The sequence below is a fragment of the Anoxybacteroides voinovskiense genome (genome assembly GCF_014196205.1).
In the GTDB taxonomy this organism is placed as follows: Bacteria; Bacillota; Bacilli; order Bacillales; family Anoxybacillaceae; genus Anoxybacteroides; species Anoxybacteroides voinovskiense.
Genome location: NZ_JACIDE010000004.1, coordinates 56,774 through 76,123, shown reverse-complemented (window position 1 = coordinate 76,123; position 19,350 = coordinate 56,774). Strand labels below are relative to the sequence as shown.

22 protein-coding genes are annotated in these 19,350 nt (G+C 48.4%); all 22 read left to right on the top strand.

Annotated elements, in window-relative coordinates; all coding sequences use genetic code 11:
• The first annotated feature begins 15 nt into the window (after positions 1 to 15).
• The gene (locus GGR02_RS03695) at positions 16 to 1,041 is read left to right on the top strand and encodes an NAD(P)H-dependent glycerol-3-phosphate dehydrogenase (protein WP_268238429.1); all 1,026 of its coding nucleotides are present in this window, start codon (positions 16 to 18) and stop codon (positions 1,039 to 1,041) included.
• Between the two features lie 163 nt (positions 1,042 to 1,204).
• On the top strand, positions 1,205 to 1,408 hold the full coding sequence (locus GGR02_RS03690; RefSeq protein ID WP_183183392.1) for a DUF2768 domain-containing protein: 204 nt from the start codon (positions 1,205 to 1,207) through the stop codon (positions 1,406 to 1,408).
• 14 nt (positions 1,409 to 1,422) lie between these two features.
• A complete protein-coding gene (locus tag GGR02_RS03685; protein WP_183183391.1) occupies positions 1,423 to 2,142 on the top strand; it encodes a hypothetical protein in 720 nt (239 codons plus the stop codon).
• Between the two features lie 149 nt (positions 2,143 to 2,291).
• Entirely contained in the window at positions 2,292 to 3,770 is a 1,479-nt protein-coding gene (gene spoIVA / locus GGR02_RS03680) for a stage IV sporulation protein A (protein ID WP_183183390.1), read from the top strand.
• A gap of 361 nt (positions 3,771 to 4,131) precedes the next feature.
• On the top strand, positions 4,132 to 4,404 hold the full coding sequence (locus GGR02_RS03675) for an HU family DNA-binding protein (protein ID WP_149917072.1): 273 nt from the start codon (positions 4,132 to 4,134) through the stop codon (positions 4,402 to 4,404).
• Between the two features lie 129 nt (positions 4,405 to 4,533).
• Positions 4,534 to 5,094: a GTP cyclohydrolase I FolE gene (folE, locus tag GGR02_RS03670; protein WP_221210686.1), complete on the top strand. Its 561-nt coding sequence runs from the start codon at positions 4,534 to 4,536 to the stop codon at positions 5,092 to 5,094.
• Between the two features lie 10 nt (positions 5,095 to 5,104).
• Complete coding sequence (mtrB, locus tag GGR02_RS03665; RefSeq protein ID WP_066325840.1) at positions 5,105 to 5,326, top strand: trp RNA-binding attenuation protein MtrB; 222 nt, start codon at positions 5,105 to 5,107, stop codon at positions 5,324 to 5,326.
• Positions 5,327 to 5,395: 69 nt separating this feature from the next.
• A complete protein-coding gene (locus GGR02_RS03660; RefSeq protein ID WP_229706082.1) occupies positions 5,396 to 6,202 on the top strand; it encodes a heptaprenyl diphosphate synthase component 1 in 807 nt (268 codons plus the stop codon).
• 3 nt (positions 6,203 to 6,205) lie between these two features.
• Entirely contained in the window at positions 6,206 to 6,919 is a 714-nt protein-coding gene (locus GGR02_RS03655; protein ID WP_183183389.1) for a demethylmenaquinone methyltransferase, read from the top strand.
• Between the two features lie 5 nt (positions 6,920 to 6,924).
• Entirely contained in the window at positions 6,925 to 7,884 is a 960-nt protein-coding gene (gene hepT, locus GGR02_RS03650; RefSeq protein WP_183183388.1) for a heptaprenyl diphosphate synthase component II, read from the top strand.
• A 134-nt stretch (positions 7,885 to 8,018) separates the two neighbouring features.
• A complete protein-coding gene (ndk, locus tag GGR02_RS03645; RefSeq protein WP_183183387.1) occupies positions 8,019 to 8,465 on the top strand; it encodes a nucleoside-diphosphate kinase in 447 nt (148 codons plus the stop codon).
• A 198-nt stretch (positions 8,466 to 8,663) separates the two neighbouring features.
• Positions 8,664 to 9,437: a CheR family methyltransferase gene (locus GGR02_RS03640; RefSeq protein WP_183183386.1), complete on the top strand. Its 774-nt coding sequence runs from the start codon at positions 8,664 to 8,666 to the stop codon at positions 9,435 to 9,437.
• Positions 9,438 to 9,551: 114 nt separating this feature from the next.
• Entirely contained in the window at positions 9,552 to 10,715 is a 1,164-nt protein-coding gene (gene aroC, locus GGR02_RS03635) for a chorismate synthase (RefSeq protein ID WP_183183385.1), read from the top strand.
• A gap of 2 nt (positions 10,716 to 10,717) precedes the next feature.
• Entirely contained in the window at positions 10,718 to 11,821 is a 1,104-nt protein-coding gene (gene aroB / locus GGR02_RS03630) for a 3-dehydroquinate synthase (RefSeq protein ID WP_183183384.1), read from the top strand.
• Complete coding sequence (gene aroH / locus GGR02_RS03625; RefSeq protein WP_183183383.1) at positions 11,814 to 12,224, top strand: chorismate mutase; 411 nt, start codon at positions 11,814 to 11,816, stop codon at positions 12,222 to 12,224. The genes aroB and aroH overlap by 8 nt, the downstream gene beginning before the upstream one ends.
• 161 nt (positions 12,225 to 12,385) lie before the next feature.
• Positions 12,386 to 13,849, top strand: coding sequence for an anthranilate synthase component I (trpE, locus tag GGR02_RS03620; protein ID WP_183183382.1), 1,464 nt, complete (start codon positions 12,386 to 12,388; stop codon positions 13,847 to 13,849).
• A complete protein-coding gene (trpD, locus tag GGR02_RS03615) occupies positions 13,842 to 14,861 on the top strand; it encodes an anthranilate phosphoribosyltransferase (RefSeq protein WP_183183381.1) in 1,020 nt (339 codons plus the stop codon). Before trpE ends, trpD begins: the two co-directional genes overlap by 8 nt.
• Positions 14,854 to 15,630: an indole-3-glycerol phosphate synthase TrpC gene (trpC, locus tag GGR02_RS03610; RefSeq protein WP_183183380.1), complete on the top strand. Its 777-nt coding sequence runs from the start codon at positions 14,854 to 14,856 to the stop codon at positions 15,628 to 15,630. Before trpD ends, trpC begins: the two co-directional genes overlap by 8 nt.
• Positions 15,614 to 16,267 (top strand): phosphoribosylanthranilate isomerase, encoded by a 654-nt coding sequence (locus GGR02_RS03605; protein ID WP_183183379.1) that lies wholly within the window; start codon positions 15,614 to 15,616, stop codon positions 16,265 to 16,267. The genes trpC and GGR02_RS03605 overlap by 17 nt, the downstream gene beginning before the upstream one ends.
• Entirely contained in the window at positions 16,248 to 17,456 is a 1,209-nt protein-coding gene (trpB, locus tag GGR02_RS03600) for a tryptophan synthase subunit beta (RefSeq protein ID WP_183183378.1), read from the top strand. The genes GGR02_RS03605 and trpB overlap by 20 nt, the downstream gene beginning before the upstream one ends.
• Entirely contained in the window at positions 17,440 to 18,342 is a 903-nt protein-coding gene (trpA, locus tag GGR02_RS03595) for a tryptophan synthase subunit alpha (protein ID WP_183183377.1), read from the top strand. The genes trpB and trpA overlap by 17 nt, the downstream gene beginning before the upstream one ends.
• The gene (gene hisC / locus GGR02_RS03590) at positions 18,245 to 19,342 is read left to right on the top strand and encodes a histidinol-phosphate transaminase (RefSeq protein ID WP_183183376.1); all 1,098 of its coding nucleotides are present in this window, start codon (positions 18,245 to 18,247) and stop codon (positions 19,340 to 19,342) included. Before trpA ends, hisC begins: the two co-directional genes overlap by 98 nt.
• The last annotated feature ends 8 nt before the right edge of the window (positions 19,343 to 19,350 follow it).

The window sequence follows — 19,350 nt, the reverse complement described above, 5'->3', positions numbered from 1 at the left end:
GAAGGAAGTGGTACGGTGGAACTTGCGGTATTAGGAGCAGGCAGCTGGGGAACAGCGCTTTCGATGGTGCTTGCGGATAATGGACATACCGTCCGGCTTTGGGGACAGCGAAAAGAGCAAATCGCGGAAATTAATGAAAAGCGGACGAATGAAAAATATTTGCCAGGCATTTCGCTGCCGGAAGGGATCGTTGGCTATTCGTCGCTTGGCGATGCGTTAAACGGCATGGAGACGGTCGTGCTGGCGGTGCCGACGAAAGCGATTCGCGACGTCTTAAGAAAGGTGCGTGCGTGCATTCAAACGCCCATTACGATTGTTAGCGTCAGTAAAGGCATCGAACCAGACACACATAAGCGCATTTCCGAAGTGATTGAAGAAGAAATGGGGCCGCTTTTAACCGATGTCGTCATTTTATCAGGGCCAAGCCATGCGGAAGAAGTGAGCTTGCGCCATCCGACAACGGTGACGGTGTCGGCGAAAAACATGGAAGCAGCGGAACGCATCCAAGATTTATTTATGAATCCCCACTATTTCCGCGTCTATACGAATCCCGATTTAATCGGGGTCGAAATCGGTGGCGCGCTGAAAAACATTATCGCTCTTGCGGCAGGCATTACCGACGGGCTCGGTTATGGGGATAACGCGAAAGCGGCGCTCATGACGCGCGGGCTTGCGGAAATTGCTCGGTTAGGGTGCGCGCTCGGGGCAAATCCGCTGACGTTTTCCGGATTAACCGGCATTGGTGATTTAATTGTGACGTGCACGAGCGTACATTCACGTAACTGGCGAGCAGGAAATATGCTCGGTAAAGGAAAGCCGCTTGCGGAAGTGCTAGAAAACATGGGAATGGTTGTCGAAGGGGTGCGTACGACAAAAGCTGCCTATCAATTGGCGAAAAAACTAGGCGTGAAAATGCCGATTACCGAAGTTTTATATGACGTTTTATTTAACGGAAAAGACCCGAAAGAAGGGGCAGATTCTTTGATGGCGCGTGTCAAAACACACGAAATGGAAGATTTGGTCAATATTTTAGGGAAATAGGCGTTTGCCGACGCAGCATAGGTTGTCTGTGCATACACTATGGCGAACAATCATAGACTTGAACTTCCGGACAAAGGGTATTCGCTGAAGCAAAGACGCCCCACTTTGCTTCAGTTTTTTTTGTGAATCTTGTATAATAAGTGTCGACAAAGGGGGAAAAAAGATGTCGCCTGGGTTAGCGAAAATGTGGATTGCCTTAACGTCCATGGCATTTATGTTTATTTCGGTGTTTTCGATTTATTTTAGCCGCTACAAAGTAAAAAATAAGGTTATTAAACTCGTGCTAGCGTTAATTGCGTACGTGTTGATGATTTTTGCTGGAATTATTATTATTTTCGTCGTATTTAGCGGTCCAACACCAGAATAAGAGGATGAGTCGATATGCAGCGTGTGTTTCGATGGATGGTAGCGAGTGTTATTGTCCTATTGTTATCGGGATGCTTGTATCCTGATGAGCGATTAAAACAAAATCAAATTCCATATAAAGACCAAGTGGCAAGCGTGCAAGAGGCGGTGAACGAGTATCGCCAAGCAACGGGCGGATTGTTGCCGATTCAAACGCGCGACATGAAAACACCAATTTACCAAAAATATCCGATTGATTTTCAAAAGCTCGTTCCGCGCTACATTCCAGAACCGCTAGGGAATGCGTTTGAAAGCGGTGGCGTCTTCCAATACGTCATCGTCGATGCCGAGACGAACCCGACGGTGAAACTATTAGATTTACGTATCGCCGAGCAAATTCGCGACTTGAATTTACGTCTGTCGATGTACCGCGATTCCCACGGGTATCCGCCATTTAAACAAATGGTTGCTAAAGGGGTGTTTACGCTCGATTATCAAAAGCTCGGGTATAAAGAACCGCCGTATGCGGTCAGTCCATTTTCCGGCAATAATTTGCCGTTTGTCATTGATTATAACGGTGACATATACGTCGATTACCAAATGGATTTATATGAGGCATTGAAAAAAACGAAGCACTCCTATAAACCGGGTGACGATATTCGCGAGGTATTAGTCAAAAACTCGTTATTCGTCCCTGCGTACTCTCTCCCGTATACAGTCGATGGAAAAGGAGAGCCGGTTTTTTTCGTTAAATAAGTCATGAACCCTTCTCGAAGGCATACATTCTAGAGAAGGGTTTTTTTCTTTTAGCAGTCATAAAGGAAGCGGACAACATCATATTCATATAGTGTCCTGCTACTACGGGTCAACCGGCCCCAACGACTCAAAGACTGGAGGGGAGTCATTTGGAAAAAGTCGATATTTTCAAAGATATCGCGGAACGCACAGGCGGCGATATTTATTTAGGTGTCGTCGGCGCTGTTCGCACAGGCAAATCTACGTTTATAAAAAAATTTATGGAGCTCGTCGTCATTCCGAACATCGGCAACGAAGCGGATAAAGCGCGTGCGCAAGACGAACTGCCGCAAAGCGCTGCCGGAAAAACAATCATGACGACTGAACCGAAATTCGTCCCGAACCAAGCCGTCAAGGTGAAAGTCGATGACGGATTAGAAGTGAATATTCGGCTCGTCGATTGCGTCGGCTATGCGGTAGTTGGTGCGAAAGGATATGAAGACGAAAACGGTCCGCGCATGGTCAATACTCCATGGTACGAAGAGCCGATTCCGTTTCAAGAAGCGGCGGAGATTGGAACGCGCAAAGTCATTCAAGAACATTCGACGATCGGTGTCGTCATTACGACCGACGGAACGATCGGCGATATTCCACGGCAAAACTACGTCGACGCAGAAGAGCGGGTCATTCAAGAATTAAAAGAAGTCGGCAAGCCGTTTATTATGATTATTAACACCGTGCGCCCGCATCACCCAGAAACGGAAACGCTGCGCCAGCAATTGTGCGAAAAGTACGACATTCCGGTGCTGGCGATGAGCGTCGAAAGCATGCGCGAAGTAGACGTTTATAGCGTGCTTCGTGAAGCATTATATGAATTTCCGGTATTAGAGGTGAATGTCAATTTACCGAGCTGGGTCATGGTACTTCGGGAAGACCATTGGCTTCGCGAAAGCTATCAAGAAGCGGTAAAAGATACGGTCAAAGACATTAAACGGTTGCGCGATGTCGACCGCGTCGTCCAACAGTTTGGCGAATACGACTTTATCGAAAAAGCAAGCCTTGCCGGCATTGAAATGGGGCATGGGGTCGCCGAAATTGATTTATACGCGCCAGATGATTTGTACGACCAAATTTTAAAAGAAGTCGTCGGCGTCGAAATTCGCGGGAGAGACCATTTGCTTCAGCTTATGCAAGATTTTGCTCACGCAAAAGCAGAATACGACCAAATTGCCGATGCGCTCAAAATGGTGAAGCAAACAGGTTACGGGATTGCAGCGCCAGCGCTATCGGATATGAGTTTAGATGAGCCGGAAATTATTCGCCAAGGGTCGCGGTTTGGCGTGCGGCTAAAAGCAGTTGCCCCATCGATTCATATGATTAAAGTCGACGTCGAATCGGAATTTGCCCCGATTATCGGCACAGAAAAACAAAGCGAAGAACTCGTCCGCTATTTAATGCAAGATTTTGAGGACGACCCGCTATCGATTTGGAATTCCGATATTTTCGGACGTTCGCTTAGCTCAATCGTACGCGAAGGCATTCAAGCAAAACTCGCCCTTATGCCAGAAAACGCTCGCTATAAACTAAAAGAAACGCTCGAACGAATCATTAACGAAGGCTCGGGTGGACTAATCGCTATCATTTTGTAAAAAAGACTCCGATTTGGGGTCTTTTTTTTCTGTGAAAATAATCATTTTCATCGTTTGGTGGCGAGAAAAACTTCTTCATGGGTGTTTTTTTATGAAAAAGGGCGGAAAAGTGCCTAGAAATAAGGATTTCTGCTTGCGAACGGTGACGACATATGATAATCTTTTATCAGTAAAACTTAGATTCTTTGCCGAAATGTGCCTTGGTTGCATAGATTTGTTGAAAATCATGTTGAATTATGTCGATGAATCGTTTAATATAGGCATGTCGACAAATTATTATTCTAATCATGTATAGAATTAGGAGAATTGGTGAAGAAATGTAATACACGGATGGACTCGTCCTTGGGAGGAGGTGAATGGCATGAACAAAACAGAATTAATCAACGCGGTTGCAGAAACTAGCGGCCTTTCTAAAAAAGACGCAACGAAAGCAGTCGACGCTGTTTTTGAATCCATTACGGAAGCACTTAAAAATGGTGATAAAGTTCAATTAATCGGTTTCGGGAACTTCGAAGTTCGCGAGCGCGCAGCACGCAAAGGACGCAACCCGCAAACGGGCGAAGAAATGGAAATCCCTGCGAGCAAAGTTCCTGCATTTAAACCAGGGAAAGCTCTTAAAGACGCGGTGAAGTAATCGCTACATAAAAGAGCGAGAAAGAAGGGCAAGCTAAATGCGCGCCCTTCTTTTTTGCTTTTCTTTTCACTCCTATGCTAGAATCGGGGTACAGGTATACATAGCGAGATTTTTTGCAGGAGGATCAAGATGGTAAACTATGAACAAATCGAACAAGCGGTTCGCTTGATTTTAGAAGCGATTGGTGAAGACCCGAATCGTGAAGGGCTATTAGATACGCCAAAGCGAGTGGCGAAAATGTATGCAGAAGTATTTTCCGGGATGAATGAAGACCCGAAAGAACATTTTCAGACAGTGTTTAGTGAAGAGCATGAAGAGCTCGTGTTGGTGAAAGATATTCCGTTTTTCTCGATGTGCGAACATCATTTAGTGCCGTTTTTTGGCGTCGCACATGTCGCCTACATTCCGCGCGGCGGAAAAGTGACAGGCTTAAGCAAGCTCGCGCGCGCTGTCGAAGCGGTCGCGCGCCGTCCACAGCTGCAAGAGCGGATTACGGCAACAGTGGCGGATGCGATTATGGAAACGCTCGAGCCGCACGGTGCGCTAGTCGTCGTCGAAGCGGAGCATATGTGCATGACGATGCGCGGCGTGAAAAAACCTGGCGCGAAAACGGTTACGGTCGCTGCACGAGGTACGTTCGAAACCGACCAAACCGCGCGCGCCGAAGTACTTTCATTAATTAAAGGATAGGGGGAATTGTATGTATAACAGCGACTATATCGTCATTAAAGCGCTCGAAGACGGGGTGAACGTCATCGGCTTGACAAGAGGAGCCGATACGCGCTTTCATCATTCCGAAAAGCTTGACCGCGGCGAAGTGTTAATCGCCCAATTTACCGAGCATACGTCGGCTATTAAAGTGCGGGGAAAAGCACTCATCCAAACGAATCACGGCGAAATTCATTCCGAGGGAAAAAAATAATCCGTTCAATGAACCGACTTTTCATGCTATAATTAAAGGCGTTATGTTTTGAATCTAGGGGAAGCAAGGGTGATCAGATTGAAATCGATTGTAACGAAAATGGCGATGTTAAAAGAGCAAATTGAACGTTTTCTTCACCATCCGTATTTGTTGCAGCACGTTCCGTTGCAACCGATTGATGAAGATCGAATTTTATTGTCGCTGTCGATGTTTGAGCACGAACATGAGGAAGCCGACAGCTACATCGTTCCGATGATGCTTGTCCAAATCGCCCTTGATACCCACGATGAAGTGACAAATTCGCTCCCAAACCAAACCGATGACGAACGAAAGACACGGCAGCTAACAGTGTTAGCGGGAGATTTATATAGCGGGCTTTATTATGACTATTTAGCGAAACGAAACGACGTTGCGACGATTCACGTGTTAGCGGAGGCAATTAAAGAAATTAACGAACATAAAATCCGCTTATACCAAAAAGACATTAGCAAACTCGAATCGCTATTTCACAGCATCGCCGTCATCGAATCATCGCTCATTGCGAAAATTGGCGAACACCTTTCACGGCCGATATGGTCAAAATTTGCGTACCACTATTTATTGCTCAAGCGGCTCATTCGCGAAAAAGAGCAGTTTATCCAACACGGGACGTCCGTTCTTTTTGAGCTAATGGCAACGATTGTCTTTCCGAAAAACAAAACGATAACAAAAGAGCAAAACCATTATTTGTCCCACATTTGCACCCGTTATATCGAGCACTGCAAAGAAGAGTTGCTCAGCTTTTCGCTCGACTGTAACGAACTATTGCATATGCGGCTAACAGAACTAATCGGCAGTTTTTCTGTTGCCACAAAAAAGACGGTGGAAGAAGGGTAAAAGATGCAACGATCGAAAGAAGAACGGGTTCACCACGTATTTGAAAAAATATATGAAAATTACGATAAGATGAATTCGGTCATTAGTTTCAAGCGCCATATAAAATGGCGAAACGAAACGATGAAGCGAATGAACGTCCAAAAAGGAGCAAAAGCGCTGGACGTTTGCTGCGGGACAGCGGACTGGACGATTGCGCTTGCAGAAGCGGTCGGACCGGAAGGCGACGTGTACGGGCTTGATTTTAGCCAAAACATGTTGCGCGTCGGTGAACAAAAAGTGAACGAACGCCGCTTAACAAACGTTACGCTCATCCACGGAAATGCGATGGAGCTGCCGTTTCCAGACGATACGTTTGACTATGTGACGATCGGATTTGGGTTACGAAACGTCCCAGATTATATGACCGTATTAAAAGAAATGTACCGCGTCGTGAAACCGGGCGGGAAAGTCGTCTGTTTAGAAACGTCGCAGCCGACGTTATTCGGCTTTCGCCAACTATATTATTTTTATTTTCGCTTCATTATGCCGCTATTTGGGAAAATTTTTGCCAAAAGCTATGAAGAATACTCATGGCTGCAAGAATCGGCGCGCGAGTTTCCAGGGATGGACGAGCTAGCGCAAATGTTTTACGACGCCGGCTTTGTCCATGTAGAAGTAAAGCCGTTTACGTTCGGTGTAGCGGCGATGCATTTAGGGTATAAACCGGAAATAAGGTGACACGGATGAAGGTACAAATGTATTCGTTTTTGCATGCGGATTTGCAGCTCGTTGAAAAAGAACTGGAAGCGGCGATTCAATCCGATTATTCGCTATTAAGCACCGCGTCGCTTCATTTATTGCAAGCGGGCGGCAAACGGATTCGCCCAGTGCTCGTATTGCTTGCTGGGAAGTTCGGCAACTACGACATTGAACGGATGAAACATGTCGCTGTGGCGCTCGAACTCATTCATATGGCTTCGCTCGTCCACGATGACGTCATTGACGATGCGAACTTACGGCGCGGACGGGAAACGATTAAAGCGAAGTGGAGCAATCGGTTTGCGATGTATACAGGAGATTACATTTTCGCCCGTTCGCTGGAAGCGATGTCGCACTTAAACGACCCGATGGCGCATCGCGTATTAGCGCGAACCATTGTTGAAGTGTGCCGCGGGGAAATCGAACAAATTAAAGACAAATATTGCTTTGAGCAAACGTTGCGGACGTATTTGCGGCGCATTAAGCGAAAGACGGCGTTGCTTATTGCCGTCAGCTGCCAGCTTGGCGCGATTGCGGCGGGCGCCGCGAAAGAAATCGTCGACCGCCTTTATTTATTTGGCTATTATGTTGGGATGTCGTTTCAAATTACGGATGACATTCTCGATTTTATCGGCACGAAAGAGCAGCTCGGCAAACCAGCAGGAAGCGATTTATTGCAAGGAAATGTGACATTGCCAGCGCTTATTGCGATGCATGATGCGCGCGCGAAAGAAAAAATTACGGCTGTAACCCCGCACACATCCGAGGAAGAAATGCGCGAAATTATTGCGCTCATTAAGCAAACGGGAGCGATCGACGAATCATATGCATTAAGCGATCGCTACTTGCAAAAGGCGTTTTCCGTGCTAGAAACGTTGCCGAAAAATAAAGCGCGTACGGCGCTATATGAAGTCGCAAAATATATCGGCAAGCGGAAGTTTTAACCGTTTGCATCGTACGAAAAAATCGATATAGTTAAACCGCTTTCATTACGTATTGCACGCAGCGGAAAACAATGGTACTATTTTTGTGGGAATCCTGTTCCTAGTACATAACTTTGTAGGGGTGGAGTATGAAGATGGAAAGAACATTTTTAATGGTCAAACCAGATGGGGTTCAGCGCAACTTAATCGGCGAAATCGTTGCACGCTTTGAGAAAAAAGGGTTTCAGCTTGTTGGCGCAAAATTAATGCAAGTATCGCGCGAACTAGCAGAGCAACATTATGCGGAGCATAAAGAGCGTCCGTTTTTCGGTGAATTAGTCGACTTTATTACATCCGGTCCTGTGTTTGCAATGGTATGGGAAGGGGAAGACGTCATTGCGACTGCGCGCCAAATGATGGGGAAAACAAACCCGAAAGAAGCACTTCCAGGCACGATTCGCGGCGACTTTGGCGTGACGGTCGGCAAAAACGTCATCCACGGCTCTGATTCGCCAGCGAGCGCAGAACGCGAAATCAACCTTTTCTTTAAAGAAGAAGAGCTTGTCAACTATTCGAAGTTGATGAACGAGTGGGTATATTAATCAATGGGCGATTGGCTCTACGGACGAGCCAGTCGCTTTTGTTATAAGGTAGGAAAGTTTGCTACTATGGTGGAGCGTTGTCTAGCTCCAAGCGCCATCGGCTCAAGGCGTTTACTACTCAGTGGGGCTTGGGCGATCTTCGCCGATAGGCGGGCGTTTTGCGCTTTTCTTAGTAAGGGAATGAAGGAGAATGGGCAGATGAGTGATTACCAACAGTTTATTGCCAATGTCAAAAAGAAAACAGGGATTGATTTAGCACAATATAAAGAAGCGCAAATGAAACGGCGCTTAACATCGCTTTATGAAAAGCGCGGCTTTCGCAATTTCCAAGAGTTTTTTCAGGCGATGGAAAAAAACGAGGCGCTGTTTCACGAGTTTCTCGACCGCATGACAATTAACGTCTCGGAATTTTACCGCAACGCCAATCGATGGGAAGTGCTTGAGAAACAAATTTTGCCGAAACTGCTCGAACGAAACCGCCGCTTAAAAGTATGGAGCGCTGCGTGCTCGACCGGAGAAGAGCCGTATACGCTCGTGATGGTGCTATCGAATTTTTTGCCGCTGTCGCAAATTTCCGTACTCGCGACAGATATCGATGAAAATGCGATTTCCCGTGCGAAAATTGGCGTGTATACCGAGCGTGCGCTACAAGAAGTGCCAGAAGCGATGAAAAAAAAGTTTTTTACAAAAGAAGGAATGTATTATAAAATTGACGAAAACATAAAAAAGGCAGTGACGTTTAAAAAACATAACTTACTAGCCGATCGGTTTGACACGAACTACGATTTAATCGTCTGCCGCAACGTCCTTATTTATTTTACCGAAGAAGCAAAGCAAGTACTTTACCATAAATTTAATCAGGCGTTGCGTCCAGGTGGGATTTTATTTGTCGGCAGCACCGAACAAATTTTTAATCCATCGTCGTACGGATTTGATACGGAAGCAACATTTTTTTATCGAAAAATGGAATAGTTGTAAAAGAGTTCATCGGAACGATGAATTCTTTTTTTATAACTACTTTTCATTTTTTCAAATTATGATATATTGTTACATAAACGCGTTAAAGAGTTGAAGGGAGAGAAAAAGATGAGGTACTTAACAGCAGGGGAGTCGCACGGTCCGCAACTAACCGCCATTTTAGAAGGAGTTCCCGCAGGGCTTTCGCTTTTGAAAGAGCATATTGACGTCGAGCTTCAGCGCCGGCAAAAAGGGTACGGACGCGGCAGAAGAATGCAAATTGAAAAAGACGAAGCGCGCATTTTAAGCGGGGTGCGCCACGGCTATACGCTCGGGTCGCCGATTACGCTTGTCGTCGAAAACCGCGACTGGAAACATTGGACGAACATTATGGCAATTGAGCCGACAGAAGAGGAAGAAGTGAAGCGCAAAGTGACGCGCCCGCGCCCAGGGCATGCCGATTTAAACGGGGCGATAAAATACGGGCACCGCGATATGCGCAACGTGCTTGAGCGCTCTTCCGCTCGCGAAACGACGATGCGCGTCGCTTGTGGGGCGGTGGCAAAGCGCATTTTAGCAGAGCTTGGCATTCACGTCGCTAGCCACGTGCTAGAAATCGGTGGCGTGCGCGCGGCGAATGTTGCGTATGAATCGCTTGAACAGCTAAAAGAAGTAACTGAAAAGTCGCCAGTGCGCTGCTTAGATGAAGAAGCAGCAGGAAAAATGATGGAGGCGATTGACAAAGCGAAAGAAAATGGGGATTCGATCGGCGGCATCGTCGAAGTCATCGTCGAAGGCGTGCCAGCTGGATTAGGAAGCTACGTCCACTATGACCGAAAGCTCGATGCGAAAATTGCGGCGGCAATCGTCAGCATTAACGCCTTCAAAGGGGTCGAATTTGGCATCGGCTTTGAAGCCGCCCGCCTTCCTGGTAGCCAAGTGCACGATGAAATTATTTGGAACGAAACCGACGGATTTCGCCGCCGTACAAACCGCGCCGGCGGATTTGAAGGCGGGATGACGACCGGCATGCCGATTGTCGTGCGCGGGGTGATGAAGCCAATTCCGACGCTTTACAAGCCGCTTGCTAGCGTCGATATTGATACGAAAGAGCCGTTTGCCGCAAGCATTGAACGTTCTGATAGCTGCGCTGTTCCTGCCGCAAGCGTCGTAGCGGAAGCGGTCGTCGCGTGGGAAATCGCATCCGCGATTGTCGAACAGTTCGGGCAAGATCGAATGGATGTCATTAAAGAAAATATCGAACAAATGCGCCGGTATGCAAAGGAGTTTTAACGATGGAACAAATGACCATCCAAACCGCTACAAAACAATATCCGCTTTTTTTAGGCGAAGGAATAAGCGAACGGTTGCCGGAATTATTGCACACGTTAGGCTTTGCGCGCGGAACGAAAGTATTGATTATTACCGATGAAACGTTAGAAACATTGTATTTATCAGAGCTAGTCAGTCGTTTGCGCCACGATTACAGGGTGTATACACATATCATTCCGAGCGGGGAAGCAGCGAAATCGTTTGAAAACTATTATGCGTGCCAAACGGCAGCGCTCGCTTACGGGCTTGACCGGACGTCGGTCGTTCTCGCGTTTGGCGGCGGCGTTGTCGGTGATTTAGCGGGCTTTGTTGCGGCGACGTTTATGCGCGGCATCGCTTACGTACAGCTCCCGACGACGTTGCTTGCCCACGATAGCGCCGTTGGCGGGAAAGTCGCGATTAACCATCCGCTTGGAAAAAATATGATCGGGGCGTTTCATCAGCCGGAAGCAGTCATTTACGATACTCGCTTTTTACAATCGCTCCCAGAGCGTGAATTGCGCTCAGGGTTTGCGGAAGTCGTGAAACATGCGTTAATTGGCGACCATCGCTTTTACGAATGGCTAAGGCAACACGTTTCCCGGTTGGAAGACGTAAACGGGGAAGCGCTGCAATATTGCATTCAAAAAGGCATTGAAGTGAAAGCGCGCATCGTACGAGAAGACGAAAAAGAAACAGGCGTGCGCGCCCATTTGAATTTCGGACATACGCTTGGCCATGCGCTCGAAAGCGAACTAGGATACGGGACGATGACGCATGGCGATGCGGTGGCGCTTGGCATGTTGTTTGCGATATTTGTCAGCGAGCGCGTATATCATGTCTCGTTTGCCGACGAACGATTGCCAAGCTGGTTTCAATCGTTTGGCTTTCCTGTTGCGCTTCCAAACGAGCTTTCGATCGAGCGGCTCGTGCAAAAAATGAAAGGGGATAAAAAAGCGCAAGCGGGAAACGTTCGCATGGTGCTACTCCGAGAAATTGGGCACGTACAAGTCGAAACCGTGACCGATGAACAGCTAGTCGCATGGCTAGAGGAATTTTCGCGAAGTGAGGGAAGATGGGATGATTAGAGGGATTCGCGGCGCGACGACCGTTTTTGCCAACGAGGCGGACGAAATTGTGGCGGCGACGGAAGAACTGTTGCGCGAAATGATTCGCCAAAACGACATCGAAGCCGACGATGTGGCGTCCGTCCTCATTTCCGTGACAGAAGACTTGACGGCAGCTTTTCCTGCCCAGGCGATTCGCCGCATTGACGGCTGGACGTACGTGCCGGTGATGTGCATGCGAGAAATTCCGGTGCCTGGCGCTTTGCCGCGCTGCATTCGCGTCATGATGACCGTCGAAACGAACCGAGCGCAACAAGACGTCGTCCATGTCTATTTACGCGATGCCATTCAGCTTCGACCGGATTTGTCGTTGACAAAAAAAGAGAATGGTAATATGATAGGAAAAAGCAAAACGGAAGTATAGAGAGTTAGTTAGAGAGCATATGAGATGAGAATAGCGGAGATGAGAGTGAGCGAGTGTAGCTGAGGTGAGTGGAGTACCCAACCCAAAGGCAATCCTCGTCTTTGGGTTTTTCTTTTTCGCCTCACCATCCCCTCATTCTCCGTCCGAATGGAGGAGAAAACATGTCATTTATTCCAATTGTGCGCCGTTTTTTTGCGGATGCGTTAGAGCCGCTGCAGCTGTTTGAAAATTTAAAGGGCGAAGCGAGTTTTTTGCTCGAAAGCAAAGATGACGAATCCCCGTGGTCGCGTTATTCGTTTATTGGGCTTTCACCGTTTTTAACCATTGAAAGCGAAACGGGAGAGTCATTTGTTGTGCGCGACGGAGCGAAAACCGTTGTTGTGTCGTCGTTAAAAGAAGCGATCGTATACGTCGAACAAACGTTGCAAGTCCAGCCGGTGGAGATAGACGTTCCGTTCGTTGGCGGCGCCGTCGGTTTTTTAAGCTATGATTTCATTTCCACGATTGAAAAAGTCCCGTTTCATCTGCATCGTGATGTGCCAATGAAAGTGGCGCACTTTGTCGTCTGCCAAACGTTGCTTGCGTTTGACCACGCGAAGCGAGAAGTGGTGCTCGTTCATTACGTTCGTTACGAGGAAACGGACGATGAACGAACGATGAAAGAAAAATACGACAAAGCGCTACAAACGATAGACGCTTTCATCAAAAAAGCAACGAGTAAAAGCGAACCGCTATTGCCGCTTATCGAACCATCGGCTGCTGTTTCGTTTGCCAACGTCATGTCGACGTACGAACGCGAAACGTTTCTCCAACACGTCGAAACGATTAAACGATATATTGCCGCCGGCGACATTTTTCAAGCGGTATTGTCGCAACGGTTTTCCGTTCCGGTTCGCATTACCGGCTTTCAACTATATCGTATGTTGCGGAAAATTAATCCGTCGCCATATATGTTTTATTTGCAAACAGGGGATGCCGAAATCGTCGGCAGTTCGCCAGAGAAACTTGTGCAAGTACACGACCGGAAAGTCGAAATTCACCCAATTGCCGGCACGCGCCGACGCGGCCGGACAAACGAGGAAGACGAAATGCTCGCAAACGAGCTATTTCACGACCCGAAAGAACGGGCGGAGCATTATATGCTCGTTGACTTAGCGCGCAACGATATCGGCAAAGTTGCTAAATACGGAACGGTGAAAACACCAGTACTAATGGAAATCGGCAAATTTTCTCACGTCATGCATTTAATTTCGAAAGTAACTGGAGAGCTAAAAGACGACGTTCATCCGATTGATGCGCTATTGTCTGCATTTCCAGCAGGGACGGTAAGCGGTGCACCGAAAGTGCGGGCGATGCAAATTTTGCAAGAACTTGAGCCGACTGCCCGCGGCGTATATGCAGGAACGGTTGCTTACATCGGCTTTGACGGCAACATCGATTCATGCATCGCCATTCGAACGGCGGTCGTGAAAGACAACGTCGCATACGTGCAGGCAGGCGCCGGCATTGTGGCGGACTCTGTGCCAGAACTGGAATGGAAAGAAACGCGGAACAAAGCAAGCGCCTTAATCAAAGCAATTGAACTAGCAGAAGCGGTGTTTCAAGGGGGCGATGTCTATGTTTAAACAGCTGTTAGCGAAATGTATTGACGGATATACATTGACCGAAACAGAAGCGTACGAAGCGATGACGATGATGATGTCCGGAGAGGCGACTGAAAGCCAAATTGCCAGTTTTTTATCGATTTTGCGCCTGCGCGGCGAAACGGTAGAAGAGGTAACGGGATTAGCGCGTGGCATGCGCAGCCAAATGGTAACTGTTGCATGTGAAGACGATGTCATTGATACGTGCGGGACTGGCGGAGATGAAAAAGCGACGTTTAACATTTCGACCGCCGCGGCAATCGTCGCTTCCTCGCTCGGGGCGAAAGTCGCCAAACACGGAAATCGTGCCGTGTCATCGAAAAGCGGCAGCGCTGACGTACTAGAGGCGTTACGTATCCCGATTCAGACGACGCCTGACGAAGCAAAAGCGGCGCTGCAAACAAAAAACTTAGCATTTTTCTTTGCCCCACTGTACCATGCGGCGATGAAGCATGCCGCTGTGCCAAGAAAAGAGATCGGCTTTCGCACTGTCTTTAATTTGCTAGGACCGCTCGCCAACCCAACCGGGTGCAAGCGGCAAGTGATTGGCGTATATTCGACGCATTATGCCGAAACATTAGCGGAAGCACTCAAACGGCTCGGCTCTATGCACGTTGTTTTCGTCACCGGGCGAGATGGGTTAGACGAATGCAGCATTGCGGCAGAAACGGACGTCGTCGAATTAAAAGACGGACATATTCGCCGCTTCGTCTTAACGCCGGAAGCGTGCGGTTTAGCGCGTGGGACGTTAACCGACATTCAAGTAAAAAACGTTGCCGAAAGCGCCGCATTGCTTCGGGCGGTAATGGAAGGGACGGCAAACGAAAGCGCAAGCAATATCGTTGCCTTAAACGCCGGCGTTGCGTTATACGTCGCCCAAAAAGCGAAAACGATCGAAGAAGGGGTTCGATTAGCAAAAGAAGCGATTAGAACGAAACAGGCGCTTCGCCAATTAGAACGCCTACAAAGAAAAGAGGTGGGACGGTATGCTTGAACGAATCATTGCGACGAAACGAAACGAAATTCGTACGTTGACGCTTCCGCCAACGTGTGATGTCCCGCGCGTGTCACTGGCGAAGGCGCTAACCAATCGCCGGCGGGCGATCGGATTAATCGCCGAAGTAAAAAAAGCATCCCCATCCAAGGGGGTTATTCGTGCCGATTTTCAGCCGGTCGCCCATGCGAATGCGTATGAACAAGCAGGGGCGGATGCGATTTCCGTGTTGACCGATGAAACGTATTTTCAAGGGCATCGCCAGTATGTAACGGAAATTAAACAAGCGGTCGGCGTGCCGGTGTTGCGCAAAGATTTTATTATCGACCGCGTGCAAATTGAAGAAAGTGTACGAATCGGAGCGGATGCGATTTTATTAATCGGCGAGGCGCTCTCGCCAAACGCGCTATACGAATTATACGAAGAAGCGTACGAAAAGGGGCTTGAATGTTTAGTCGAAGTGCATCGCCGTGAAACGTTAGAAAATATTTTAGCGCTATTTACCCCAGCGATCATCGGCATTAATAACCGCAATTTGCGGACGTTTACGACATCGCTTGACACGACGAAAGACGTAGCGCCATTCGTTCCAACAACGAGCATACTCGTTAGCGAAAGCGGCATTCATACGTATCAAGACATGCAAACGGTGCATGCGTACGGGGCACAAGCTGTATTAGTCGGTGAATCGCTCATGCGGCAACACGATGTAGCGCAAGCGGTTCGCGCGTTATACGGGGAGGTCGAAAGCGTTGAACATTCTTCTTAAATATTGTGGCCACCGCTCGCTTAGCGATTTACAAAAAGGAGCGAAGAGTCAAGCAGACTATCTCGGGCTTATTTTTGCCGAAAGCAAGCGGAAAGTCGACGCGCAGCAAGTAAAAACATGGCTGGAAACCGTGCCGCTTGGCGGAAAAAAATTAGTCGGGGTGTTTGTGAACGAAACAATGGAACGGATTAGCGACGTTGCCCGTATCGTTCCGCTTTCCGTCATTCAATGCCACGGCGATGAATCGGTTGAGCAAGTGGCGAACGTGAAAGCGGCGACGGGGCTTCCCGTCTGGAAAGCGATTCATCACGAGGAAGGAGCACTAGCGCGCATGAAGCAATATGCTCGTTTTGCCGATGGCTATGTAATTGACACTCGAGTGCGCGGCGCTTATGGCGGAACGGGCGTGTCATTTGATTGGAAGTCGGTGCCGGTTTATTTAGAAGAAGCAGCAAGGCAAGGCGTCCCTTGTTTTATTGCCGGAGGAATTACGCCGGAAAACGTCGAACAGCTACTTATCTACCAACCGCACGGAATCGACATAAGTAGCGGCATTGAAGAACATGGCGAAAAAAGCAGGGAAAAAATGAGCGAGATCGAAAAGAGGGTGAAGCGGGATGTACAATGTACCAAATGAAAACGGTCGGTTCGGGGACTTTGGCGGAAAATTCGTTCCGGAAACGTTAATGCGTCCGCTTGAAGAAATCGAGCGGGCGCTTGAACAAGCGCTCGCAGATGCATCGTTTCGCGCGGAATATATGCATCATTTACGCGAATATTCCGGTCGCCCGACGGCGCTGACGTTTGCGGAAAATATAACGAACGAACTAAACGGCGCCCGCCTTTATTTCAAGCGGGAAGATTTAAACCATACAGGCGCCCATAAAATTAATAACGCCATCGGGCAGGCGCTATTGGCGAAGAGGATGGGGAAGAAAAAGTTGATTGCCGAAACTGGCGCAGGACAGCACGGAGTTGCCGCGGCGACTGTTGCTGCTCGCTTTGGGATGGAATGCATTGTATTTATGGGCGAAGAAGATATTAAGCGGCAAGCGTTGAACGTATTTCGGATGAAGCTATTAGGCGCACAAGTCGTGCCGGTTTTTAGCGGCAACCGGACGTTAAAAGATGCGACAAACGAAGCGATTCGCTATTGGGTGCAACATTGCGACGACCATTTTTATATGATTGGCTCGGTCGTCGGTCCGCATCCATACCCGAAAATGGTGCGCGAATTTCAGCGCATTATCGGTGATGAGGCGAAAGAGCAGTTGCTCGAGCGAGAAGGGAAGTTGCCGGACGTCGTCGTCGCTTGCGTCGGCGGTGGAAGCAATGCGATCGGCATGTTTTCTTCGTTTTTAGCGGACGATGTCGAATTAGTCGGGGTAGAAGCAGCCGGAAAAGGAGTCGATACGCCACACCATGCGGCGACGATAACGAAAGGAACAAAAGGGGTCATTCACGGCTCGTTGACGTATTTATTGCAAGATGAATACGGACAAATTATCGAACCGTATTCGATTTCCGCCGGGCTCGACTACCCAGGCGTTGGTCCGGAACATGCGTATTTAGCGAGCATCGGGCGCGTCCGCTACGAAAGCGTGACGGACGAGGAGGCGCTAGCGGCGTTTCAATGGACAGCAAAAACGGAAGGAATTATTCCGGCGATCGAGTCCGCGCACGCATTGGCGAAAGCGTTTGAAATTGCGAAGCAACGGGCGAAAGATGAAACGGTGCTCGTCTGTTTATCCGGACGCGGCGATAAAGATGTGCAAGCGCTGATGAACTATTTGGAAGGAGCGAGCGAACATGCATTTAGACGATAATATGTTTATTCCGTTTCTTGTCGCGGGCGACCCGCATCCGGATGTGACGATTGAGTTAGCGCTTGTTTTGCAAGCGGCGGGAGCAGATGTACTAGAGCTTGGCGTCCCATATTCCGACCCGCTCGCCGACGGCCCGATTATCCAACGGGCATCCGCGCGGGCGCTCAAGCAAGGCATGACGCTTCCACGTGCAATCCAATTAGCCGGCAAGATGCGAAAAAAAGGTGTGAAAATTCCCATTATTATCTTTACGTATTATAATCCTGTGTTACAATTAGGAAAAGAATCCTTTTTCGCTTTAGCGAAAGAAAATGGGGTAGACGGCGTCCTTATCCCTGATTTACCATTTGAAGAAAGCGAGCCGATTCGTCGGTTAGGTGCAGAAACAAACATTCCGCTTATTTCGCTCGTTGCTCCGACATCAAAAGAGCGGATCGAAAAAATTGCTTCGCAGGCGCAAGGCTTTTTATATTGTGTATCGTCGTTAGGAGTGACAGGTGTTCGCGACACATTGCCGGAAGAAATTCATGAATTTTTAGCGGAAGTGAAGCAATATAGCCGCGTTCCGGTCGTCGTTGGCTTCGGCATTTCCAAAAGCGAACAAGTACAAGTATTAAAAGCGCATTGCGATGGAGTCGTCGTCGGCAGCGCGCTCGTACAAAAAGTAGAAGAGCTGTCTGATCGGCTGTTGCAACAAGAACAACATGCACTCGATGAGTTTCGCCGCTACGTGGAACAGTTAGTAGCACCGTTACGGGACGTCGATTTTTATGGTGGGGTGAAAGAAGATGAACGTGAAAAAAGAGCTGCAAGGGCTCACTCCTTATCAGCCGGGGAAGTCGCTCGAGGAAGTGAAGCGGCAATACGGGTTGACGAACGTCATTAAGCTTGCGTCGAACGAAAACCCGTACGGCTCGTCGCCGGCAGTAAAAGAAGCAATCATAAAAGAACTTGACCGGTTAGCGTTGTATCCAGACGGCTATGCGCGCGTATTACGGGAAAAAGTAGCGCAACATCTCGGCGTAAGGGAAACAGAGCTTATTTTTGGCAACGGCTCAGACGAAGTCGTACAAATTATTTGCCGCGCTTTTTTAACGAAAGGAACAAATACGGTGATGGCAACGCCGACATTTCCGCAATATCGCCATAACGCTGTCATTGAAGGGGCGGAAATTCGCGAAGTGCCGCTCGTGGACGGACGGCACGACTTAAAAAAAATGCTTGAAGCAATCGACGAACAGACGCGCGTCGTCTGGGTATGCAACCCGAACAATCCGAGCGGCACGTACGTGAAGAAAGAAGAGTTCGAACAATTTTTACAACACGTGCCAAAACATGTGCTCGTCGTATCGGATGAAGCGTATTACGAATATGTAACGGCAGACGATTATCCAGAAACGGTGCCGCTTCTGTCGGAATATGACAATTTAATGGTGTTGCGCACGTTTTCGAAAGCGTACGGTTTAGCGAGCTTGCGCGTTGGCTATGGCGTCGCGAGCGAAGCGATCATTCGGCAAATCGAGCCGGCGCGCGAGCCGTTTAATACGTCAAGCGTTGCCCAAGTAGCAGCCGCCGCAGCGCTCGATGACCAAGCGTTTATCCAAGCGTGTGCGGCGAAAAACAAGCAAGGGCTTGCATCATTTTACCGTTTTTGCCAGCAGCACGGCTTGCGCTATTATCCGTCGGAAGCGAACTTTATTTTAATCGATTTTGGCATTGAGGGAAACGAAGTGTTTCAATATTTGCTTGAACGCGGCATTATCGTTCGCTCAGGAAATGCGCTCGGGTTTCCGACGTCGGTGCGCATTACCATCGGCTCGGAAGAACAAAACGAGCACGTGTTTTCAGCGCTCACGCAGCTATTAAAAGAAAAACAATTCGTCTAACAAGCTCG